22 protein-coding genes and 3 pseudogenes are annotated in these 20,134 nt (G+C 51.4%); 12 read left to right on the forward strand and 13 right to left on the reverse strand.

Annotated elements, in window-relative coordinates; translation table 11 throughout:
* Positions 1 to 308: 308 nt before the first annotated feature.
* A pseudogene (locus AC3WLP_RS19880) lies at positions 309 to 425 on the reverse strand (IS5/IS1182 family transposase); the annotation flags it as partial.
* A 174-nt stretch (positions 426 to 599) separates the two neighbouring features.
* On the opposite strand from AC3WLP_RS19880, the gene AC3WLP_RS19885 reads away from it, so the two are divergent.
* Positions 600 to 1,217 carry a LysE family translocator gene (locus tag AC3WLP_RS19885; RefSeq protein WP_088513734.1) on the forward strand — a complete coding sequence of 206 codons (618 nt, stop codon included), beginning with the start codon at positions 600 to 602 and terminating at the stop codon, positions 1,215 to 1,217.
* 45 nt (positions 1,218 to 1,262) lie between these two features.
* Here the strand turns inward: AC3WLP_RS19885 and AC3WLP_RS19890 are convergent, their stop codons facing one another.
* The 3 genes and pseudogenes from AC3WLP_RS19890 to AC3WLP_RS19900 all read right to left on the reverse strand — a co-directional run.
* Positions 1,263 to 1,571, reverse strand: a complete 309-nt coding sequence (locus AC3WLP_RS19890; RefSeq protein ID WP_047604592.1) for a chorismate mutase — start codon at positions 1,569 to 1,571, stop codon at positions 1,263 to 1,265.
* An 83-nt stretch (positions 1,572 to 1,654) separates the two neighbouring features.
* Positions 1,655 to 1,820: pseudogene (locus tag AC3WLP_RS19895) on the reverse strand (site-specific integrase); the annotation flags it as partial.
* A 1-nt stretch (position 1,821) separates the two neighbouring features.
* A pseudogene (locus AC3WLP_RS19900) lies at positions 1,822 to 1,962 on the reverse strand (site-specific integrase); the annotation flags it as partial.
* A gap of 507 nt (positions 1,963 to 2,469) precedes the next feature.
* On the opposite strand from AC3WLP_RS19900, the gene AC3WLP_RS19905 reads away from it, so the two are divergent.
* From AC3WLP_RS19905 to AC3WLP_RS19915, 3 genes are all read left to right on the forward strand, one after another.
* Positions 2,470 to 3,411: a hypothetical protein gene (locus AC3WLP_RS19905; RefSeq protein WP_088513712.1), complete on the forward strand. Its 942-nt coding sequence runs from the start codon at positions 2,470 to 2,472 to the stop codon at positions 3,409 to 3,411.
* Between the two features lie 356 nt (positions 3,412 to 3,767).
* Positions 3,768 to 4,061 carry a plasmid mobilization protein gene (locus AC3WLP_RS19910; RefSeq protein WP_088513711.1) on the forward strand — a complete coding sequence of 98 codons (294 nt, stop codon included), beginning with the start codon at positions 3,768 to 3,770 and terminating at the stop codon, positions 4,059 to 4,061.
* On the forward strand, positions 4,058 to 5,212 hold the full coding sequence (locus AC3WLP_RS19915; protein ID WP_088513710.1) for a relaxase/mobilization nuclease domain-containing protein: 1,155 nt from the start codon (positions 4,058 to 4,060) through the stop codon (positions 5,210 to 5,212). Before AC3WLP_RS19910 ends, AC3WLP_RS19915 begins: the two co-directional genes overlap by 4 nt.
* Here the strand turns inward: AC3WLP_RS19915 and AC3WLP_RS19920 are convergent.
* On the reverse strand, positions 5,202 to 5,669 hold the full coding sequence (locus AC3WLP_RS19920) for a 3'-5' exoribonuclease (protein ID WP_088513709.1): 468 nt from the start codon (positions 5,667 to 5,669) through the stop codon (positions 5,202 to 5,204). The two genes, AC3WLP_RS19915 and AC3WLP_RS19920, sit on opposite strands and share 11 nt — an antisense overlap.
* 63 nt (positions 5,670 to 5,732) lie before the next feature.
* Here AC3WLP_RS19920 and AC3WLP_RS19925 point away from each other — a divergent pair, with 63 nt between their 5' ends.
* From AC3WLP_RS19925 to AC3WLP_RS19940, 4 genes are read left to right on the forward strand one after another with little or no spacing between them, the layout of a single operon-like run.
* Positions 5,733 to 6,017, forward strand: a complete 285-nt coding sequence (locus AC3WLP_RS19925; protein WP_256596075.1) for a hypothetical protein — start codon at positions 5,733 to 5,735, stop codon at positions 6,015 to 6,017.
* On the forward strand, positions 6,010 to 6,309 hold the full coding sequence (locus AC3WLP_RS19930; protein WP_088513708.1) for a hypothetical protein: 300 nt from the start codon (positions 6,010 to 6,012) through the stop codon (positions 6,307 to 6,309). Before AC3WLP_RS19925 ends, AC3WLP_RS19930 begins: the two co-directional genes overlap by 8 nt.
* Positions 6,306 to 6,581 (forward strand): hypothetical protein, encoded by a 276-nt coding sequence (locus AC3WLP_RS19935; protein ID WP_088513707.1) that lies wholly within the window; start codon positions 6,306 to 6,308, stop codon positions 6,579 to 6,581. Before AC3WLP_RS19930 ends, AC3WLP_RS19935 begins: the two co-directional genes overlap by 4 nt.
* Entirely contained in the window at positions 6,578 to 6,997 is a 420-nt protein-coding gene (locus tag AC3WLP_RS19940) for a hypothetical protein (protein WP_088513706.1), read from the forward strand. The genes AC3WLP_RS19935 and AC3WLP_RS19940 overlap by 4 nt, the downstream gene beginning before the upstream one ends.
* On the opposite strand, the gene AC3WLP_RS19945 is transcribed toward AC3WLP_RS19940, so the two are convergent.
* Positions 6,989 to 7,438 (reverse strand): hypothetical protein, encoded by a 450-nt coding sequence (locus AC3WLP_RS19945; protein ID WP_088513705.1) that lies wholly within the window; start codon positions 7,436 to 7,438, stop codon positions 6,989 to 6,991. The genes AC3WLP_RS19940 and AC3WLP_RS19945 overlap by 9 nt on opposite strands.
* Positions 7,439 to 7,614: 176 nt before the next feature.
* Here AC3WLP_RS19945 and AC3WLP_RS19950 point away from each other — a divergent pair, with 176 nt between their 5' ends.
* The 3 genes from AC3WLP_RS19950 (at position 7,615) to AC3WLP_RS19960 (ending at position 9,632) form a co-directional block, all read left to right on the forward strand.
* Entirely contained in the window at positions 7,615 to 8,586 is a 972-nt protein-coding gene (locus AC3WLP_RS19950; RefSeq protein ID WP_256596074.1) for a hypothetical protein, read from the forward strand.
* A 72-nt stretch (positions 8,587 to 8,658) separates the two neighbouring features.
* On the forward strand, positions 8,659 to 8,982 hold the full coding sequence (locus AC3WLP_RS19955) for a hypothetical protein (protein ID WP_088513704.1): 324 nt from the start codon (positions 8,659 to 8,661) through the stop codon (positions 8,980 to 8,982).
* Positions 8,982 to 9,632, forward strand: a complete 651-nt coding sequence (locus AC3WLP_RS19960; RefSeq protein ID WP_088513703.1) for a hypothetical protein — start codon at positions 8,982 to 8,984, stop codon at positions 9,630 to 9,632. Before AC3WLP_RS19955 ends, AC3WLP_RS19960 begins: the two co-directional genes overlap by 1 nt.
* A 6-nt stretch (positions 9,633 to 9,638) precedes the next feature.
* Here AC3WLP_RS19960 and AC3WLP_RS19965 read toward each other — a convergent pair whose 3' ends face one another.
* The 7 genes from AC3WLP_RS19965 to AC3WLP_RS19995 all read right to left on the reverse strand — a co-directional run bounded on the left by AC3WLP_RS19965 (position 9,639) and on the right by AC3WLP_RS19995 (position 19,656).
* Positions 9,639 to 12,005 carry a phage tail protein gene (locus AC3WLP_RS19965; RefSeq protein WP_088513702.1) on the reverse strand — a complete coding sequence of 789 codons (2,367 nt, stop codon included), beginning with the start codon at positions 12,003 to 12,005 and terminating at the stop codon, positions 9,639 to 9,641.
* A gap of 30 nt (positions 12,006 to 12,035) precedes the next feature.
* Positions 12,036 to 12,836 (reverse strand): phage BR0599 family protein, encoded by an 801-nt coding sequence (locus tag AC3WLP_RS19970; protein WP_088513701.1) that lies wholly within the window; start codon positions 12,834 to 12,836, stop codon positions 12,036 to 12,038.
* Positions 12,793 to 14,325 carry a hypothetical protein gene (locus AC3WLP_RS19975; protein WP_088513700.1) on the reverse strand — a complete coding sequence of 511 codons (1,533 nt, stop codon included), beginning with the start codon at positions 14,323 to 14,325 and terminating at the stop codon, positions 12,793 to 12,795. Before AC3WLP_RS19975 ends, AC3WLP_RS19970 begins: the two co-directional genes overlap by 44 nt.
* On the reverse strand, positions 14,322 to 15,263 hold the full coding sequence (locus AC3WLP_RS19980; protein ID WP_088513699.1) for a hypothetical protein: 942 nt from the start codon (positions 15,261 to 15,263) through the stop codon (positions 14,322 to 14,324). The genes AC3WLP_RS19975 and AC3WLP_RS19980 overlap by 4 nt, the downstream gene beginning before the upstream one ends.
* Positions 15,260 to 16,132, reverse strand: coding sequence for a hypothetical protein (locus AC3WLP_RS19985; protein WP_088513698.1), 873 nt, complete (start codon positions 16,130 to 16,132; stop codon positions 15,260 to 15,262). Before AC3WLP_RS19985 ends, AC3WLP_RS19980 begins: the two co-directional genes overlap by 4 nt.
* Positions 16,133 to 16,167: 35 nt before the next feature.
* Positions 16,168 to 18,939, reverse strand: a complete 2,772-nt coding sequence (locus tag AC3WLP_RS19990) for a coiled-coil domain-containing protein (protein WP_088513697.1) — start codon at positions 18,937 to 18,939, stop codon at positions 16,168 to 16,170.
* A 309-nt stretch (positions 18,940 to 19,248) separates the two neighbouring features.
* Positions 19,249 to 19,656 (reverse strand): phage pre-tape measure protein, encoded by a 408-nt coding sequence (locus tag AC3WLP_RS19995; RefSeq protein ID WP_088513696.1) that lies wholly within the window; start codon positions 19,654 to 19,656, stop codon positions 19,249 to 19,251.
* 109 nt (positions 19,657 to 19,765) lie between these two features.
* On the opposite strand from AC3WLP_RS19995, the gene AC3WLP_RS20000 reads away from it, so the two are divergent.
* The gene (locus tag AC3WLP_RS20000) at positions 19,766 to 20,110 is read left to right on the forward strand and encodes a hypothetical protein (RefSeq protein WP_088513695.1); all 345 of its coding nucleotides are present in this window, start codon (positions 19,766 to 19,768) and stop codon (positions 20,108 to 20,110) included.
* The last annotated feature ends 24 nt before the right edge of the window (positions 20,111 to 20,134 follow it).

The raw sequence follows: 20,134 nt of genomic DNA on the forward strand, positions 1-20,134 counted from the left end.
CCACCACCACCACCACCACCCTTGGCATAGGCGGAACTGATCGGGGAGATATCGGCGGGCAAGAATGCCGTCATCCCGAGTGCCAATGCACAAGCAAAGACAGCAACCAAAGGTTTTTTCATTTTTTGTTCGGCTCCGGAGGCGCGAGTGGGTAGCTAAAGTGCGAGTTGGACCTGACACAGACACCAAAGTTCTCGCATTCCGACAGACTGCCAGGGAAACGCTGATCACGTTTTCCCGAGCGCGTAATGAGCAACATCTCGACCGCGCCAGGCCCATTTTTCGGCCGATAGCGCAGCGTTCAACAACTACCGGCGCCCCATCCACAGGTCCGACAGCGCAAACAACGTGGTCCGTTGTGCAGTGTTCTTGACCAAGCCACGAAAGCGAGCCTTCACATAACCGAACTGGCGCTTGAGCGGACGACTGTGTCAGCACAGGTAGTCTGCCCCGTCCTGACGTGTTCGGAGAATCCTCGACCAACCAAGCAGGGCCGAGCCCGCCAGTGCTAACAGCCCTTGAGGTTCCGCCTTGCTATTGGCGTACCCCACCGTCAGGACGGATGCTTCATCAGGCTTAAGGAGAGAGCCGTGTTTCCCATGAACGTGTGGTTCGCCTATACCGCCGCCTGCGTGCTGTTGGTGCTGGCACCGGGCCCTGACAACGTGTTGGCCATTGGCCGCGGTCTCAGCCAGGGTAAAGTCGCAGCGGCCGTATCCGGCATGGCGTCAGGCGCAGGCATTCTATTTCACGTTGCAGCCGCTTCGTTAGGGTTGACCCTACTGATGCAAACCTCGGTGCTCGCATTTTGGGTGATCAAGCTCATGGGTGCCGGCTATCTGCTCTGGCTAGGGATCAAGGTTCTGCGCGCTCGTAGCCTGATAAGCTTTCAGCCGGCCTCCAGGAAATCGCTGCCCAGCATTTTTCTGACCGGTCTGCTTTCGGCTGCGCTCAACCCCAAGCCAGGTTTGTTCGTGCTGGCGTTCATTCCCCAGTTCGTCGACCCCGCACGCGGGTCGGTCAGCGTGCAGATGTTGGTTTACGGCGTATGGTTCGCTGCACTCACTGCATTGGGGTTTGCCTTGATGGGCATTTTCGCCACGGGACTGTCTCGCTACCTGTACCGGCGGCCACGGCTGGTGAATGGGCTGAACGTGGGCGCAGGCCTCACCTTCGTCGCGTCTGGCGTCTCGATTGCGGCGTTGAGCCAGAGATAGCAAGCAGGAGAAAGCGGCGGGGCTGCGTATGAGCCCCGCGTTTCATCACGATGCTGAAGCCTCATCGGCCAGCTTCGCATGGGTATTGAGCTCCTCGGCGATGAAGGCCGAAATCATCGCCCGATAGACCTGTTCCACCACCTCAGCCGAGGCACCGGTTTCGTCAGCCATCTCACGAACCTTCTTGATCACCTGCTCGACCCGAGCGGGTGCACGCACATCATCGGTGGTTTTCTTGAAACCCGCTGCTTGCGTTACGAGCCTTCCACGTTTGGCGAGAAGCGAAACGAGGCTGCGGTCGATTTCATCGATCCGTTGACGGACTTCGTCCAGAGAGGTGCAAAGTACATCCATTTGCTTGACTTCCTTTTCATGAGCCTGCGATGGATTGGAGCAGGCTGTCGTGGGTGACTGGGTCGTGCAGTGTAGCTTCTATGCTAGGTTCGCTTCACGCTCCTTAGAGGGGTGTAACGCCGCAGCGAGTGGCCCGTCACGATGACCGGAAACACTGCATGCACGCGGGATATCTCACTCCTTATCGAACAACCAGCTCACGCCTGCGTGGCGCTTGTCGTGAAAATGCAGATCGTCCACGCCAATCATCTTTCGCCCTGGCTTGAGCAGCCTGCTGGCGGGCGAATGTCTGGGACCTTTGGTAGACTAGGACACCCTTTTTCTTGAGGCGGATCTGGACGGTATAGCTAACCATTCCATCGGCCTTTTTCCTTGCTCTGATCGTTGCCATGATTTCCGGTGGTACGAGTGTGTTTGGCGGCGGTAGCCCGCACCACTGTCAAACCCAACACGCCCCCGGAAAATGGTGCATAAATGCGTAGACCAGAATGCCCCTAGAATCAGCTTCAAAGCCACAAACCACGCGCCCTGAGCCGTCACGCCGCTTCAGCGTTGCCCCCATGATGGATTGGACACCCAAAGCCCGTAAGCATTGATCAAAACGAGATTCGTGTACAATTTATGTGCAGCTTTTCGTACCCCTCCTGTACCCGTGATCACTAATTTTGGCTGGATCTGTTGGACTCGACAGTGGCGATGTACACGTCCAGTCATGGCATTACCGACTGGCACTGCCTACTTTCCTAAGCACCTTTTCGCTGACTACAAGGTCAAGTTCGACCTCGGAACTGGCCCATGCTGACCAGTTGCCCTCAAGGGTCGAGAGACGGGGTTCTGTAGCTGTGCTAATTCAGGTAAATTCACCGTGAAAACCATAATTCGATAGGTAGTAATCAAAATGACTTTGATCGTTGCAGGTTATGAATACGCCAAGTCAGTGGACTACTCAAAATACTTAGACGACGAAGCGAAAACCAGCGATCCCGAAATGGAACTCGAAGGCCTATTCGTTGTAGCGGACAGTGCAATCACAGACGCCAATGGCAAAACGCTGCTCAATGGATTCAGAAAAACTTATGAAATCGACGTAAAGCTATGGAAGCCAAACTTCTCCCCTAGCGGTTCATTCCATAATTACATTCAAGTATTTGAAACCAATAAAATATTCATAAGCTTTGCAGGAAGCACTCTTACAGCGCAGCACATTATTAACAGCATCACTACACACCTCGGAAAACTCAGGATCAGCTACCGACGATCTGAAGATGGATCAATCGCCTACACAGCGCTCCGGCACTGCCAAAACAACCCTCTCGAGCAAAATAGCTCTGGTTCCAAGTGGGATGGTGATACTTTCCTTAATCGGGACTTCGAAGGCCTTCTCACTGGCGACCTAATTGCCTGCACAGTCGAATATTCAATCACCGATGCGTTGACCTCAGCCTCAAAGTTTAAGCTGGAGATGGATGATTTCAAAGCAATGCACACTGAGTTGATAGCTGGCGTTTGGTGTCCGGTGAAGAAACGACACGAGCTTTATGTTTACAGAATGGAGAGCAAGCGCGATGATGATGGCGTTCTAGTTGCCTACACGCAAAAACGCTTGATTCCAGAGAACGAAGTAGTTGTGCTGGGAATGCGTAAAGAATTCGAAAACCAGGCCCAAGAAGCCTTCAATAATTCACTTTCCGCATTCATTCCGCCGTCGCAAGAGATGCTGAAGTTTGTTCGCGAATCGATTAAAAGTGTTGAAGCACAAGGAAAAAAAGGAATCGCCCTCCCTATGTCCTTGGTTACGCTAAAACGACACTACCTTAAAAAAGGCTTCCACCCAGAATAATCGAAGCAACAAACTAAGTTCAAATTCACTTGCCTCGAAAGCGGAATCGCAAACCCCTGATGCGATTCCGCTCTAATACCTTGCAACGTCACAATCATGCTCAGCAAATCCGCACTCACCGGGGGCGAAACCGCACTCCCCTATAGTGATTTCGCATTCACACCTTGCGAAAGTTTAGTTATACATTCAACTTTCTTAAATTTATTATTGAAACATCAAAAGCTCCAGTTGCACAATAAGCCTAGAGCTTCTTTTTAGCCAGTTGTGTCTATGTCAGACATAGGCGATTAGCTACTCACATCCCTCCGGGTGTTGCGTTAAATTGGCTCGATAACAATAAAATAAAGGTGAGTCAGATGAAAGATGATATCAAGCAGAACAAAGATTCAAGGATCACAATAAGATTAACTAAGTCTGAGCTCGAAACGCTCGAAGCAAAGATGTCCCAGGCTGGCTACAAAGCTGCTGGTGCATTCATTCGAGACTTCGTAGTCAACAATAGCGTCAAGCCGAAAATCAGCGGAGATGTCGTTCAGATCGCTCGGGAGCTCATGAACTTAGCATCGATGATCAACGCCGAATACCCAGGCGCGGTACTACTTGAAAAAGTAAAGAGGATCGCTCAGATCAACGCCGGAGGTGCGGCATGATCGGCAAAATCTTCCCAAAATCAGCTGGCTCTTTTAAGGGGCGCATTCGCTACATCTTTGGCTGCACAAAGCACGATCACGAGATCACCGGCATCCGCACGATTGACTCGAACTGCCTAAGCCCAGACCCTCTCCCTGGCATCCTCGCAGGTGATGAAACGGATGTCCTGGAGATGATCCGAGAGTTCGACAGCGTAGAGGCCATGCGGCGCATGTCTATCGACTCCGACAAGCTCATCAAGCCAGTCTTCCACGCAATGCTCTCCCTCCGCCCTGGCGAGTCACTCACAACAGCTCAATGGCGCACGGCTGTCCAGACCTACCTGTCAGATCTGGGCTTTGATGAAACGAATCAATTCGTCGCTGTCATGCACCAAGATAAAGATCACCAACACGTACACATCGTTGCCAACCGCATCCGCCTAGATGACACGTTCTCGATGGTCAAAGACAGCAACGAAAGATCAATCAGCCTGGAGTCCGTATCAAGGATCGAAGACCGCTTCGGCCTCACCAAAGCACCGAAACCCAAGGACACCTGGGGCGTCTCGATCACTCACGCAGAGCTCCAGGCATCGATCCGCGATAACGACCTTCCGCTCAAGCACAAAATGATCGCCAAGATCGCCGGAGCAATCGAGACCACCAACGCCGTCCAGGGCGACATGTTCGACTTCGTAAGAGCGCTGAGAAAGCAAAAAGTCTACATCCACCTCACGCTCAACGAAGATGGCCAACCCAAGGGCATCAGCTATGAGTTTGACGGCAAACATATATCCGGTAGACAGCTCAAGCGCTCAAGACTAACGTGGCAAAAACTAACTACCCAAGAAGGAATAAAGTATGACCCCGAAACCATTCGTGGACTTCAGATTGAGATTGCAAGAAGAGATAGCGAAGAACAAGAAAGAGCTAGACTCTACTACTTTGAGTTCATCCCACTCTCGGGCCGGAGAAGAAAGCCAATCTACATCAAATTCACAGCAAGAGACTATCAAGTCCAAAAACTGATCAAGCAAATATTAGAAATAATCGAGGCTTTATTTGACACGACCTTCAAGTCTCAGGAGTGCCGGCTCAAGCGCAGCTACATTGAGTACAGCCCTGGCACTCCACTAAGCATCCGGGATGAAGAGGAGCTTACTCTTTGAGATACTGCTTGTAATAGCTCATCAGCAAGCGGGCGTCGAGCAACGCGTGATGCGGAAGCTCCGGCGCTTCTTCGCCATCCACACCTTTCTCATTGAAAAGATCAATAAGATTTATTGGTGTATTTGCAACGTTGCTTGGCCACTTGCCTTGATGGTAGACAATGGAGCAAAAGAACTCCCAGTCCCAAATGGGGGCATCCGACATGATCTCTACGCTGTCAAATTGTGACAGAAAGCTCCAGAGTTTATTCCTAGCAGACTCTGTAGAGATTAGGGCTGATCCACCACTTAACTGTGGGATTACACGCTCAACAACAAACTCACTGCAGTCCTCATGCCTGTAGTTATCGTTAAGCTCAAAGTAGAGCTCATGACCCTCCTCGGACACAAGGGCCATAGATATGAGCTTGGAATTTTGATTGAGCTGAGTAAACTCGCAGTCGACGACAATTTTCATAGGCACCTCCTAGGCTTACCAAGAGTAGTGTTTGCTGGCAAACTTGACAAGTAGTACAATCTAATGACCCAAGTCCAGCCTGGTAAAGACATGGAAATCCCTAAAAGCGGAGTTGCTGACTTCGTTGAAAAGCTTGCAGCGGAGCACGGTATAACTGGTGAAATTGACAGGATTGACAGGATTGCCAGCACCTTCACACGGCTGTCTGGTGATGATGTTGAACTTGATAGAATTGAGCGCTTGCTAGTTAGCCTTGGGAGAAAAGGCATCTTAGCTCAGGAAGACATATTCGCGCTGGTGGAGCGATACTTGGATCATGAGAAGAATAAAGAAACTCCCCATGAGTGAAATGAATCTAACGGTCGGCTCGAATATATACGAAGCTGGAGTTCGCCACACAAATGGGGAAATCTACGTTGAAGGTATCACATACGGAATTGTCGACGGTAAACCCGTGGATGGTGACCGTAAAGTTACACATAGTCTGAGCAAGGCCTGGATCGATGAAATGGGGCTCGGCTTGCTTGACAGTCATGGTAATCGCTATGTGGTCATTGACTACGATGAAATGCACCAGTTAATGACGAAAAATCTTTATCTATTGTTTGGCTTGGCCTACCTGTATGGAGGGTCTGCATGAGTGGTGAGATGTGGTGCTTCCAAAATGCTGTCTTTGCCCACTGGAACGGGGGCATCACCGTGTTTGGCTTTGCCTATCAAATTTCAGCCGGCATCGAGAGCGGCACGGGCCATCACACCAAGGTTCACGAGGCTTGGCTCGAAGCAACCCACTTGTATTTCCAAGGCACTGATGGTCATACCTACCAGGTTCTTTCGAGGGTGCAGGCCGACTTCTCCGACGCAACGGATGCCTATGACGACGTTCTGAGAATGGCTGGAGGTGATGCATGAGGATCAACTTGATGGTGCCCTTACGAGCCTTCTGGAGGCTCCTGAAGTGGGTTTTCTCAGTCCTCGACACACTGATTGGGCTGCTGCTCACGAGCCTGGTTATGCCAGTTGTTGGCCTGGTGCTGCTCATGAGGAAAGGAGCCAGGCGAATCGGGAGGATGATCAAGAGAGCTATGCGATCTACAGATCACGACATGACTGATGTCTCCGTCGAGGATGGGTGGATGTACGGACAGGTCGACGGCGACATGTCCGCATTTGGGCTTTTCGCTGAGCTCCACTACGACGTCAGGCTCGGAAAGCAGGGGTTAGAAGTGCGTTCGCGAGACGGCAAAACGTTTCTAGTCAGGGAGCTCAAAAAAGGTCAATCCCCTGCAGAACTAGCCCCCCTCTTGGCCGAAGCATTCCTATGCTAATAGATCTCGCAACGTAGCAGAAGGCAGGCGGCATAGCTCTGAGGCTGTGTACGCTCCCGTGAGCAGCAGCAAGGCGGCGGCATCGTACTCATGCATGTCTCCGCCAATCCTCCCTACCGCGCTCAGCAGAGCGATCTGATCGAAGTCTGTGAGCCTTGCTTGGATCATCTGCCTTTCCTGACGCTCTGTAGCCTGCGTTGCACGAATTTCTATATCTATCTTTTCAACTTCAATAGTTGCTCTATTAATTAAAGCTCTTAGCCCGGCTTCGCCGTAAGCTCCGATACTCTCTATCGCAATATCAATCAAATCTTCAACATCAACCGCATCGTCATGCTCGTACTCCAGACCGCAATCACATTCTTTATCTAGATGACCCGACTTGATTAAAGCCCTGGCGATCTGATCTACATTGATGCGAAGTGAGTTCTTGATACCCATATTATTTTCCTTTTTTGGGGTCTCGATTTAAACATCATATTGAATTGGACTGACCCACTCAATAAATAATTACAATCTACATGAAGGTAATTTGATGTCAAATAGCCCCGACCAGCTATTGCATGCCAGGAAACCCTTTATATAATGGACTTATAGAGAGATTTTCGGGGTTCAAGATGAGCAAGAAGCTGTCGACATTACTTGTCGCAATCGCATTTCTCTTGTCCAGCGTAACTGCAATTTCGGTTGCGCTTGCAATGTACGCATTGATCGACGACAAGAAGTTAGCGCTTCTATTTGCTGGCGCAGCGGTGCTCCTAGATATATTTAAGTATCTGGCCTGGCCTGTGGCTATTCGTGTACTACGTGGCAGCAGCGCGGCTCTTACAATTGCCTGCGCCTTGATGCTGTCCGTAGTTAGTGGATGGGCCACTTATGATCGTTTGATGACTTCGATCACCATCAGCAAAGCCACACACGAAGCCATGACTACTGAGCGTGTTACTGCTCTTACCACCCTGGCTCAGAAAGACTCTGCTCTTATCGCTCAATTAGATAGAGAGATCTCTGATGCGACTGCCCAAGCTAGTGACCTGCGCGTCCGTGGCATGGTTTCTAAAGCCCTTGAGCTCGAAGAGTCTGTCAGCACTCGTGCAGCAGCTCAGCGTGCTCAGGCTCTGGCGCGGATCAATTCTGGCTCTTTGGAAATCGCACAGATCAAGTCCACAGTCGCAAAAGCATCCAGCTTGCCGCCCCTGCTGGCTCAATTGCTGTGCCTGGGATTTGCCATGTCTCTAGAGATCGTACCTGCACTGATTCTGACTGGCGTTCGTACCGCTAGACGCTCTAGCACGCATGTTGTAGCCTCATCAGCCATCGAAACGCCACCACACAAAAATGTTGGGGCTGAGTTGCCAGAGGAGACGCCAGAAACGCCAGAAACCCCGAAAACGCTGTTGGGAACGAACGACGATATCCTGAAATCGCTGGTAACCCAAGTGGAAACGCTGACACCGGGCACTCCAGTCAGACTCAAGGATTTTGCGAGAAAAGCCAGGATCGGCAACCTACGCGCATGTGAAATTTTCAGGACTGCCGAAAACCTGGGAGTGATTAAAAAAACAACAATCGGCTATGTTACGACATGACCGAAAACCCTATGGAACTCGTTATTGGCAATGGTAAGTTAGTTTTGCTACTTACCTGTAAAAGGATGTTTTATGACGATTTATCGAGTGGTATGGGCCATCTTTATGGTCTTGATTGTAGCCCCCGCATTCATGCTTGCATCCTCGACTGAGTTCTACAGCTTGGGCGAAATCGCTAATGAAGCGGCACACCTTCTCGGCAGCTATTATGTACCGGATATAATTTCCGCTGCCGTTGCTTACCCAATCGCCACTCTCGCCACAATACTACCGAGCTCTAGTTCCCTGTTGCCGTTTTTTGGGGACATGATTTGGAAAGGTGTTGGTGTCATTCTCCTTGCTGCGGCTTTCTTGAATATTCGTCCGCCTTTTTACAAGAAAGGGGTAAAAGAATAATGGCGCTCGTCGGCCCTCGAAGCTTCAAACAAGCGATGAAGTTCCTGATTCCTTTTTGGATTATCGGGGAAGTAGCGCTTGGACTAATAAGGGAGCCACTCGGAGATAAATACACTGGGGAAGTGTATGTTGTAACCGAAAAAAATGGCTTTCCAAAACCCGTTCCACTCAAAGCAAAACTGGATGCTTACTTGGTGGATGGAGCGGCCCTCTATGGCAACTTGGGAACTGGCAGCATTCGACTGAATTTCAGTGGCGATGATTTAGATACTCTCAAAAAGGCAGGTATAGATCCGACCTTCCTGGGCGAAAATACTAAATCTGCTTGTTCTCCATACAAATCCAGGACAACAAAGAATCGTGAGTTCTTTGCCGGGCATGACAATAGCTACGATGGCTGGCTGACGAGCTACAGCTACGCCTTTGACCTTGCTTTCCGTAACGCCCCGGACGCGCCAAACTGCCACGAAATGCACGTTGGCATCATCGACTTTGACAACATCCAAATCGCGGTGTCCGGGCTTAATTCATCGTCATTTGTATTCGCAAGCCTGACGAGAGACTCCGAGATCGGCTTTGTTCAGAGAATGCTGATGAAGCTCAGGTACGACAGGAACGATCTACCGAAGTTTTTGAGCGCTCGCGGCTAACAGCTACTACCTGGTCACGGATACGACCGATGCAGGCGACACTGAATACCCTGGCTTTTGAGCGGAGATCTCAAAGGTCAGGGCTTGATAGTGAACCCCACCGTTCAGTGCTATCTCGTCATCAAACGTCCAACAGTTGCCAGAAATGCCGCTCACTGTTTTTACAACCGTGCCTTCTGCGCGCACAACAACCTGGTACGTAGCATCACTCGCCTGATCGACATCATCCCCATAAAACACTACAGCCGGCACCGAGCCCTCGCGCTTCCTCCAGGTTGCAGTTGCGACACCTGAGATCTGCCCACCCTCAACTCCGTTCACGCGCAAACGCCCAGGCATCCACGGAGACACGTTCGCCCCGGCAACGCTGTACGAATGCACGAGAGCATCATCGACATCGAGCACTCCTGTCTGCGTTCTCGGAAGCATCCTGATCGACACAGACTCACTTTTCGCATAGTGCCAATCAGTCACCCCATAACCCTCTGATACAGCCCATGCGCGAGCTCCCGCAGGGTGTGCCAACGGCCTCGTATTGAACAAGCCTCGATTGATCAGGCCCAAAGTCACGGTCGTTGAATTGCCAGCAGCAACGGTCTGGTACGAAATCCACTCTTTCCCCAAGGCGCTCACGATCAGCATCAAACCAAGCCCCTGGCGCACCTCATCCCCAGTAAGCGACGACAGCTCCGCAGACGGCCCGGACAGCACCAGGCTCGCATCAGTCCACCCAGTGCCCATAGCTTTCGTAGTCGAGAACAACGGAGTGAAAGGCATCGCTCCAGCATCGACGTAATCGCTATCCACTTCACCCCTAACCTGCAGCTGGTAATCCATTGCCACACCCGGATTCTCAGCCACGACCAAGACGCTCCCGGTGGTCTGGTTTGTCGTCAAAATCACCGGAGCGTCCACGATGTCAAATCTGGAGATGTCGGTCGGTTCGAAGGTTGGCTTCGTCCACTGGCGTTCGGAACCATCTGCGTAGACGCTCATAGATACCCCAAAAACGTCCTGGACGAGCGTGAGCCTTACTGGGCTATCGCCAGGCGATCCGAGGTCAACTCCGGTTACGCGCATCACCAAATCATCGGCACCCACTGCAGGCCACGAGAGGCGGACGACATCTCCTACTTCGGCATCAGACACGACTCGGAAGCACTCGGCTGTACATGTTGCGAGAGGAACAGAGATGCTGGACATTTCACGCATCGCGATTCTGGCAGCGAGGTCTCTTGAGCTAACCATAGGCATCTGCACCGTCTGGCCGTCAGAGTCGCCCTTATGAATGCGTAGCGCGTTGTTCTGCGCGATCACTGTACGCTCAGTGAAGTCATCATCGATGCTTGTGTACTTCAGCTTTACCTCATTGATTGCTGTGTCGAGTGACCCCCTGGTAAAGCCACTGAGATTTTTGACGATTGATGCGTTGAAGACAGGGAGTGCATCAAAGTCATAATCCTCACGGATGAGCTTCAGCTTCAGGGCACCTGTCCTCGGGTCTGTCTGGAGAGAGCACTGAATAACGCGTTTGATGTCATCAATGACGTCGCCTGCTGTGGTGGACGAGTCGATAACTGCTGAGATGCCCATGCCCTCGTCATAGAGGGTTTTCGCAGCCGCCAAGAAGGTGTCCAAGTCAATGCTGGAGTAGCCCAGATCGGCGCCATAGAGACCGTTAGTAATCAGCTCATAAATAAAAAACGCTGGGTTCGCGTCGAGACCGATTTGCTCGTACTGCGTGTATCGCTCGTCAGGAGATTTGGGGAAACGGCTAGCTACAAAACTGACCGCCTGTGGACTGGCCGAGTTGCCAATGTACATTCCTTCGAGGACACAGTACGACACACCACGGATGGTCGAGACGAGTTCACCGCCGACCTTCCCAACAAGGTACTCATTAGCAACCTGAGTCCAACTGCCGGGGTGGAATCTGAGTGTGCCTGACACCCCACCAGAGCCATTAGTGTCGCCCCCAAACAGCGAGGGTTTGTCGATGGCAATTGGCCCACCGGAACTCAGCCCTGTCCACGCAACGTCATCGCCAAATTTGATTTCGCGCAGCAGCACGTCTGGGCCGTGGCAGATACCGAGCTGGACGCCCATAAAATATCTGTACCCGACCACGGTCTTTTTGGAGCTGAAGAGGCCTTTCTGCACCTGCTTAATCGCTGAGTTTCGAAGGTCGCCATACCACAGCACGTTAGGGCCAGAAATCCTGCGAGTGCCAGCCAGCACCTGGATCGGGCGCTCGGCAGCGGACGGGAAACTAAAGTCCTCCAGGCCAGCTGCAGTAGGCCTCTTTGCTTTGGGTTGCATCCTTGCGGCCATCACCATGGACAGCACAAAAAGCGCGATCATGAAATAGACCATTGTCTATACCTTTCTTCTTGTTATTAGTGGTCAGTAGACTTGAAACGGGTTGTCAGCAGGGATCGTCAGGAAGCCTAGAAAGTTGTCAAAATTATCGAAAGACTGACATGCCGCAGCAGAGTGATCACACCCCTTTGCCACTTGAATAGCATCCCCGACTTTCAAGCCGTCAATCGGAGACATTAGCTTAAAAGAATTTCCGGAAGAGGATGTGATCATACGGAAGTCACTTCCGTTCTTTGATAACAAGCCCGTGATGTAGTAGTCGTCAGCGTTGGCCTTGGAGGCTACTTCTACGGTGAACCCATTGTCTTTGATTGCCGTTACAGTGGTGTCTTCTTGCCAGTCTTGGATCTGGAGGCCGCACCTGCTGTCGTAGAGGTGGTGGTTGCACTGACTTTGATAGCCGCAGCGGAGCACTTGCCTGGTCAGAGACCGTGAGACTGGGTTGCAGTCCATTGAGGCGGTGCTATTGCTCCATGTGACGCTCGTAACCTCGCCAGCAAAGAGGTTGATGGATTCGCCTGGAAGGTCGCGTTGGGTCTGGAAAACCTTGATGGAGACGTGATTTGACGGCAAATGGGAGCGGAAGAGCAACGGGACTGGGGAGTTACCGGGTAGGCTGATGGTAAGTTTGTTTTTGAAATCTTCGGCAGTACGCTGCACTTTTTCACGTTTAATGGCCAAGGGAATGTAGATCAGACCGTCAGTGTGAAGGTGCTGCCTGCTACCGCTGGTGTAGGCGTACTTTTCCTTACCGTGCTCGAACAGGAAAAGCTCAATGGGTCTAGATAGTGATAGCGCTCTCTGTATCGATTGCAGTGTCAGCATGAAGTAGTTGTCTTATATTTTTAGTTATAGTCGACACTTCGCTGGTGTCGAAGATGTAGCGAAACTCGTCAGATTCAAATCGTGCTAGGTATAGCGGTACGACTGTTTCGATGTCGCTGACGTCAAGGTTGTTCGTGAGCTCTTTTGTTGTGATTGTCTCTGTACCATCCGCGTTGCCAGTGGCGTTCAGGATTGTTCTGTAAAAGGTAGTTCCATTGTACAGCTTAATTGCAACCATTGGGGCGAGCGAGTTGCTGTTGGTGAAGTTAATGTACCCACTGCTTTTGATCTTGAATTTGTATGTTGGGCCGATGATGTCTTCGCTGAGCTCAAACGCTTGGCCTGGGCCGGCAGCATAGAATTCACCCTGAGCTCCGTTGATCAATTCAGCGAAATCCTCGAAGCGTTGACGCTCTTGTTCAGAGAAGAACCTGAACGTCTGACTTAGGATTTTCACTGACCCTTTGATCCGGTCGTATCGGCTCCGCACACCAATCAGGGGGTCATGCGTTTCGCGAAGGCGGCTGTACTTCGTGGTGATGTCGTTAGACCAGTCGGGGTGGAACGGGAAGATTGGCCTGGCATTAAGGTACTCGAAGTCGTCGACCGGTGTTGGCTTATGGATCTGCGCCTCGTCGAGGTCGAAGGTAATTGAGTGCTGATCAAAGCCGCGCAGGATAGAGGTAGAGTTCGACTCATCGGACGGGTACGCGATGCGGGCCGGGATGACGACCGCACTGGTGGAGAAGGTTTTCTTAGCCATGTTTTTTAGGATCACAGTCATGCCGTTCACGGAGTCGATGCTGACCACTTCAGACTCGTCACCCTCGGAAATCAGGAGCGTATCGGAAGCTCCTACGTGAGGGTTGATGGTCTCTAGAACAATGGATGCGCTCCCAGGCTGCACTGCCCGTGCCAGCTGACACTGCAAAGGCCACAACGGCACGATCATACTGCCCGAAGACGTAGCTAGCTTGTTATCGAAACGGTACTGCTGCTCATCAGTCATGCTGTACAGATAGCTTAGAGACATGCGTGGAGTGTCGCGCAAGGCGATGCGTTGCTCGGTGCAGTCGAATGACTCGATGACTTCCGTCAGGTATTGAATGGTCATTTCTGGCTGCGTCGACCAGTCGATACGCTCGGGCATTACAAGAGCCATCGCGGCTGTCAGGTTGAAGCCATGCAAAGCTCCTGTGCCGAAGTCAAAGCTGGCCAGGTAGTCGACTAGCCCAAACGCTTGGTTCAGAGAAACCTTGTAATCAAACGATTCAAATGACGCCAGTGAGCCTGATTTGGCGCCGTTGAGCTCGATGCCATATGAACCCGTCTGTGTGATGCCAACCAGCTGCCGTGGCGAGGTGAACGAGTGCCATAGCTCGAACGAAAATTCTGCACCTGGCACAACGACTCCGGCATCGATCTCCGCTGGAGTCAGAAATACGTTGTCGAAGAAATACGTGCCGAAGCTTCTGCCGATTTGGTTCATGACGCAGCGTCCAGCAATACGGCAATGCCGAGGTTAAAGTGTGGGTAATCGCGATCAGCCGGGTAGGTCTTGGCATACTGCGGAAAGATCAGAAACTGATGAGCACCGAGCTCGTACACTGCACCAGGCTCAAAAGAATCCAGTGGCACTAGGAAGATCTCCGGCAGCTCTGCATAGGGAGCAAACCCGCCGCCGAACTCTGTGAAAAGCGTAACGGGCACCAGACCATCCAGACCGCCGATCAATCCCTTTGCACGCGAGACGGTGCCAACGCTCCCGTAGCTTGTGCCGTTCTGGTGAAAATGCGGAACACCAATCAGAGTGCCTTGTCCGTTAGGTCGCAGCGGCCCCCATGTCCTACCTCCAACATCCCAGCCACTCCACTCAGCATGAGAGAGGCGAACCCCGAAAGTGGCAAAGGCATTGGAGAACAATGGCTGCTTTTGCGTGCTCAGATAGCTCTCCGTCGACGTCACAAACTGCCCACCAGTTCCAGCGGACAGCACTGGCAGCACGCCGAAGGACAAGCATGAATAAAGACCGCCAGCACGCTCTGTGACTAATACCACAAGGTCATCCGATACGAAAAAATGGCATGTGCCCGCGCCGTCGCCGCTCTCTACATAACACTTCGGCGATGACTGAAAGCCAGGTTGATTGACGAAGCCAGCGCTATCGCTATAGCCACTCGCAGCCGAGACGATCACCCCATGCTGCCCAATCGAGCTCACAGCGTAGTAATCGACGTAAGGACTCGACACCCCAAAGCTCCTTAGACAAAAGTAGGTATCACCACGAGAGATCATGAGCTGGATGCCAATACGCGGATCATCAAAGCCGCCGTACCGATTCACAGCCCAACCTTCAAATTCCAGGCGCTGCTTGATCACGGCCACGAGGTCGTCGGCAGATGTGTAGCGAGATGAGTAATGCTTCATATCAACCTCAGCCCGTAAGTTTCAGTCGACTTACTGACGTTAGGCACCACCAGGTAATCCACGCCATCGATCTCAATGACAGACTCAGCCGCGCGCCCCTGCGGAATCGCAACCACACCGTCCAGGTAACCCAGCCAAACCCCATCATCAGAATTCAGTGCATCGGTATCGGACGCTCGCCCTGAGCTCACTACCAGAGCCGGATACACGACCGCGCCGCCGTCAATCTTGCCCCTTAGCCGGTGGAATTTCCCGTCAAAGGGATGCACGTAGGCGTAGGAATATGAGTAAGGAAATTCGTTCGTGAATGCGCTGTTGCCGCCTGAATTCCCACCCACGATCTGCCACGCGCCGGTCGGCAGGCAGACCTTCGGGCAGTATTGGTTGCCACCGGACATAAAAGGGTAGGAAGACTCCTTGGAGCCACCCAGCTCACCCGACCCGCCGATAAAGCAAGGGAACGGATAAGCCCTGTTCGAGCCGAAAGGTAGGATCAACCCAGCATAAAACGAGTAGTAGTTTGAGCCAGAGCGAATGACCCCGCACAGCCGGCGAGAATTCACCAACGTCCACACCTTCACTTCGCCGGCAGGCAGGACAAAGCGAGGCAAGAAAGGCGAATACGCATAGCTAAATCCACCCGCCTGCAGGGCCACAGGTTGATCAGGATCGAAGTCCTTGAACGCCTGAATCTCAACAACACCGCTGCCAACCAGGAACGCCACAAAGCCAGCACCACCCGGAAGCCCAAAAACCTTTTCCGAAGAAGTGTCACGGACTACCGCCCAGTCATTTGACGGCAAAAGATCAGTACAAAGGGATGTCAGCCAGTCTGCGCCGCTGGCATAAGTAGATATAGCTACTGTCATTGTTATTATTCTTTTAGATCAGTAGTTATATATTATCACATGTTTTTAATCTCATTTCGGTTTGCGCGAATCACGTTCATGATTGCCGCTTCGCCGTGGCTACCCTCCATGACGCTTGCAATAGACTGGCTATCAATCATGTTATTAACAGTAACCCTTGGCGCTTTATCCGCCTGCCCGCCACTTCCTTTGCCGAGGTTATTGCGATGACGAGGATCACTTGCAGTAAGCATTTCCTCACCTTTTTCCGCAATGATGGGAACTTCATTGGGCTTCAGGCCCATAATTCCACCTGTATGATATCTCGGAGCATTGGCAAAAAAGCTCCAGGGAACATTGCGTGAACGTCCAGCATCACCGATTCCACCACCGCTATGCTTAACTCCTGCGCCAATCATCCCCAGCAGTCCACCAGCACCATTACTCGCCCCACCGGTATAGGCTGACAGCATGGACTGAATCGCGAGCTGAATCAGCAGCTTCGCAATGATCTTCGACACTTCCGTCAGCACACCCTGAGTGAAGTCAGAGAAAGCCTCTTTCGCCGATTTCGTACCGGAGATAAAGTCAGTGAACAGACCTTCCAGGCCGCCTTGGAGGCTATCCGACACGGTGTCAGTCAGCGTTGCGAGGTCAAACACCTCGGCCCTGGCAGCCTTTGCAGCAGCTTGCACTTTTTCGAGATCCGCTGGATTGCCGGTGACTTCCGCAGCTTTGTTCCCGCGCTCTTCAAGCTGGTTAGCTTGATCGAGGTAGTCCATGGGCGAGATCTGGTGCTTCTCCAATTTTGACTTCAAATTGGCGTACTGGCGCTCGATCTCAGCCATCTCGGCCTGGGCTTTTTTCGCGGAGATGAGTTTCTGGATTGCCGTGGAGTCGTCGCCCAGGCTCTCCATATTTTTTATGCTGTCTTTGAAGTCGGCTTCGATCTTCTTGATGTCAGCGCTGAATTGATCGCCGCCGATTGCGAGAAGCTCGATTTGTGCGTCGTCTTTGATCTGCTGAATTTGCTGCTTGATGACGCCAAGCTGGGCAGCTCGCTCAGCTTTCAGGAGTGCTTCTTGGTTGATGAGCTCAGCGCCAATTGTTGCCTGGTCAGCACGCTTGCTAGTGATGTCAGCTTCGAGCTGAGCGATGGTTGCGAGGATGCCAGGCCTGTCATTTGGGTTCTGGGTGACCGCCAACAGCTTTTGCTGCCCAGTCAGGCTGCCTTGCAGAGCTTTAATGTCGAGGGCGAGAGAGCGCTTCTTCTGCTCGCTGAGCTTCTTCGCGGCTTCCGTTTCAATTCTGAATTTTTCCTCAGCGATCTGGACTGCCGAGAGATTCTCCAGGCGGGCACGCTCTTGCAGGCCGGACAGCTCTACCTGCTTTTTCGTGTCGATCTTCGAGATCGTGATGTCGATTTCTTTTTTAGCGAGATCGGCCTGGAGCTGGGCCTGGGTAGCTGCAATTGCTGCTGAGGCTTCAGCGTTTTTGGTCTGAAGCTTTGCGAGGTTTTCCTGATTGGCTTTATCTTTCCGTGCTGCAAGCTCCTTCTGAAGATCCTCTTCGTTCTTAATTGATTGGATCTTGTATTTATTCAGGAAGTCATCGGCAGCTTTCTGGTCTTCGTCCGTATCCAGGATGCGGAAATTTTCCTGGCCGACCTCGTGTAGTTTTTGCCTGAGACCTTGGACTGCTTGGATTGACTGGTCGATGTCGCTTTTCTTTGCAATTTCAACTGGCTTCTTTAATGATGCCTTTAATTCCGAAACATAGCCTTGGAACTGTTTGATCTTTCCAGACGCACCATCCAGATTAAACGAATCTGCAAATTTCTCGAATGGCGTAACAAGAACCGTACTTAGAAGACCGATGGTTGTTCCAAACGCTGAGCGGAATACACTGACCATTCCGTTTGCAGTTTTGACAAAGCCAGCATCAATGGTGTCCAGGCCTCGCAGGAAAAGCTCAGCGGTGAAGAGTGCTCCCTCGCCTAGGAAGCTAAATACGACGTCGAATGTGTCCTTAATTTTTCCGGCAAATACCAAGCCGCCCAAGATGCCAGCAAACATATCTGTGAATTTGTCGCCAATGCTCTTAACTGGAGCCTCGACATCAGAGGAAATATTTACTATCGATTCAGTCACTAGCTGTACTACAGCAGTAACTTGCGGCGACAGGTCGGCAAGCATCTTACTGAACGCTGTGCTGCCGACTTTTTCAAGTTGAGTGAACGACTTCCCGAGTTTGCTAACAGCGATAGTTTCAGTATCACTCAGAGTCAAATTGAAGCGTTTGGCTTCCTCCATTAACCTCTTGAATTCCTCCCCGCCGTTCTTCAAAACGGGTAGAAGATTTCGCAGGGCGTCAGAGCCGATCTGATCGAGGAAAGTAAATGCAGAGTTGTCCGACATGCCCTTGAGGGTTTCGGAAATCTTCTGCAACTGCTCCAGTGGATTGAGCTTATTGAATTTGGCAACATCCACATTCATGACTTCAAAGAAGTCGACACCGCCACCAGAGCCGATGGAACTGAACTCTTCGACTTTGATCCTTACCTCGTCGAGGGCATCCAACAGTTGATCAGGCTGAACATTTGCGCCGTTGAAAGCCGCGTACTGAGCTGCCGTCAGATCTTCCATCGAGAATCCCAGGCGCTTAGCTGCTGCGTCGAGTTCCGTCAGTTGGTGGACGGTTTCTTTGATCGCTGCAGCGCCTGCGAAGGCACCGATGAGTGCCGTTACTTTAGCGGTGGCACTTGTAAGAATGCCGGATGCCTCATCCTTAGCTCTAAGGATTAAATTAATTACTGCACTACTAGCCATTTTATTTTTATTCTCCGGCTATTTTTTGCATCAACTCATTGAACGGTTTCGCATCTCCAGACACACAAGCAATACGGCTCAAGTGCTGAGCATAAAGCTCTCCAGCAAGCTCTGAGCGGCGCAAGTCGCGTTGAACTTCAACAAGGCAAAATACTTTTTTGATTGAATACATATAAGGATTGAAATCAATAGAGTTGTGACCGCAGCCAACCAGAAACTCGCAACTAGATATCAAGACATCCAGGTAGTCCGATACCTTGTCTGTCTCTCCCTGCTCTTCCTGTCGATTTCTCTCGCGCTCGTAATCGGCTACTTTTTGAGCAGCAGTGCGATTGTCGGAGCGAGCTTCTCCAGACTTTTTTTTAGTCCTTCAGGGAATGTCAGAGATAGGACAGTAGATAGCAGCTCTACTTGAGTCATCAGTGGGAGATTTCTGATGTGCTCAGCCGCTTCTGGTTGTTTGCAGCCAAGAGCAATGCAAGAAGCCCCAAAGGCAGGGAACTGAAGCATGATGACCTTTGAGTTGTCGCTGGCCTCTTTATTTTCCTTGGCATTATGGAAAAAGATTGCCGCGAGGATTTTTGCGTGCTTATCAGCGAGACGAATAAAGTCTTCCGTAGTTAATCCGTAGACATCAAGAACCTTTGCTGGCTCTTTTTCAATTGCTTGTGTAACGGTAACTTTTTTGCAGGGTACGACGAGGTCGAGCAGAGACATTGAATTGGCCTTTCTTATTATTATTCTTATATAGCAATCATATCATTTCGATTGACACAAATGTGGCCCTGGTCAAGAATGGTTTGAGCTCAAAGGCATGAGGCCGGGAATGCAGAAAATATCGGAATTAACGCCTGCGGAGCGGGATGATTACGTTTGTCGTCAAAGTATCGCGGTGCTCAGGGCGTGCGGGTATGACATGCCGGAGGAAATGGCGCTCGACTATCTGTTGGATTCCGATTCGGTTCCAGGGTATAGGTTTGATGTGCTGGACTGCGTGTTTAACTGCATTGCATTTGTCCTACAGCATCGGCGTGATGACACTGAGGCTAAAGAGGCCATGGAAAATATGCTGCAGGAGGTTGGGGCAGAGAATATCAACCAGTTGACTGACCACCTGTTCCGCATTGCTGAGGCTGCGGCGAGGGATGAGCTGGAGCAGCTGGTTGGTTAGTTCTTTTTTTTGTGACCTGCAGGA

The organism is Pseudomonas sp. FW305-E2 (genome assembly GCF_058782925.1).

Excerpts from the sequence above, each read along its gene's own strand:
- AC3WLP_RS19885 (WP_088513734.1), top strand. The coding sequence starts at position 600 with ATGAACGTGTGGTTCGCCTATACCGCCGCCTGCGTGCTGTTGGTGCTG.
- AC3WLP_RS19890 (WP_047604592.1), bottom strand. The coding sequence starts at position 1,571 with ATGGATGTACTTTGCACCTCTCTGGACGAAGTCCGTCAACGGATCGAT.
- AC3WLP_RS19905 (WP_088513712.1), top strand. The coding sequence starts at position 2,470 with ATGACTTTGATCGTTGCAGGTTATGAATACGCCAAGTCAGTGGACTAC.
- AC3WLP_RS19910 (WP_088513711.1), top strand. The coding sequence starts at position 3,768 with ATGAAAGATGATATCAAGCAGAACAAAGATTCAAGGATCACAATAAGA.
- AC3WLP_RS19915 (WP_088513710.1), top strand. The coding sequence starts at position 4,058 with ATGATCGGCAAAATCTTCCCAAAATCAGCTGGCTCTTTTAAGGGGCGC.
- AC3WLP_RS19920 (WP_088513709.1), bottom strand. The coding sequence starts at position 5,669 with ATGAAAATTGTCGTCGACTGCGAGTTTACTCAGCTCAATCAAAATTCC.
- AC3WLP_RS19925 (WP_256596075.1), top strand. The coding sequence starts at position 5,733 with ATGACCCAAGTCCAGCCTGGTAAAGACATGGAAATCCCTAAAAGCGGA.
- AC3WLP_RS19930 (WP_088513708.1), top strand. The coding sequence starts at position 6,010 with ATGAGTGAAATGAATCTAACGGTCGGCTCGAATATATACGAAGCTGGA.
- AC3WLP_RS19935 (WP_088513707.1), top strand. The coding sequence starts at position 6,306 with ATGAGTGGTGAGATGTGGTGCTTCCAAAATGCTGTCTTTGCCCACTGG.
- AC3WLP_RS19940 (WP_088513706.1), top strand. The coding sequence starts at position 6,578 with ATGAGGATCAACTTGATGGTGCCCTTACGAGCCTTCTGGAGGCTCCTG.
- AC3WLP_RS19945 (WP_088513705.1), bottom strand. The coding sequence starts at position 7,438 with ATGGGTATCAAGAACTCACTTCGCATCAATGTAGATCAGATCGCCAGG.
- AC3WLP_RS19950 (WP_256596074.1), top strand. The coding sequence starts at position 7,615 with ATGAGCAAGAAGCTGTCGACATTACTTGTCGCAATCGCATTTCTCTTG.
- AC3WLP_RS19955 (WP_088513704.1), top strand. The coding sequence starts at position 8,659 with ATGACGATTTATCGAGTGGTATGGGCCATCTTTATGGTCTTGATTGTA.
- AC3WLP_RS19960 (WP_088513703.1), top strand. The coding sequence starts at position 8,982 with ATGGCGCTCGTCGGCCCTCGAAGCTTCAAACAAGCGATGAAGTTCCTG.
- AC3WLP_RS19965 (WP_088513702.1), bottom strand. The coding sequence starts at position 12,005 with ATGGTCTATTTCATGATCGCGCTTTTTGTGCTGTCCATGGTGATGGCC.
- AC3WLP_RS19970 (WP_088513701.1), bottom strand. The coding sequence starts at position 12,836 with ATGCTGACACTGCAATCGATACAGAGAGCGCTATCACTATCTAGACCC.
- AC3WLP_RS19975 (WP_088513700.1), bottom strand. The coding sequence starts at position 14,325 with ATGAACCAAATCGGCAGAAGCTTCGGCACGTATTTCTTCGACAACGTA.
- AC3WLP_RS19980 (WP_088513699.1), bottom strand. The coding sequence starts at position 15,263 with ATGAAGCATTACTCATCTCGCTACACATCTGCCGACGACCTCGTGGCC.
- AC3WLP_RS19985 (WP_088513698.1), bottom strand. The coding sequence starts at position 16,132 with ATGACAGTAGCTATATCTACTTATGCCAGCGGCGCAGACTGGCTGACA.
- AC3WLP_RS19990 (WP_088513697.1), bottom strand. The coding sequence starts at position 18,939 with ATGGCTAGTAGTGCAGTAATTAATTTAATCCTTAGAGCTAAGGATGAG.
- AC3WLP_RS19995 (WP_088513696.1), bottom strand. The coding sequence starts at position 19,656 with ATGTCTCTGCTCGACCTCGTCGTACCCTGCAAAAAAGTTACCGTTACA.
- AC3WLP_RS20000 (WP_088513695.1), top strand. The coding sequence starts at position 19,766 with ATGCAGAAAATATCGGAATTAACGCCTGCGGAGCGGGATGATTACGTT.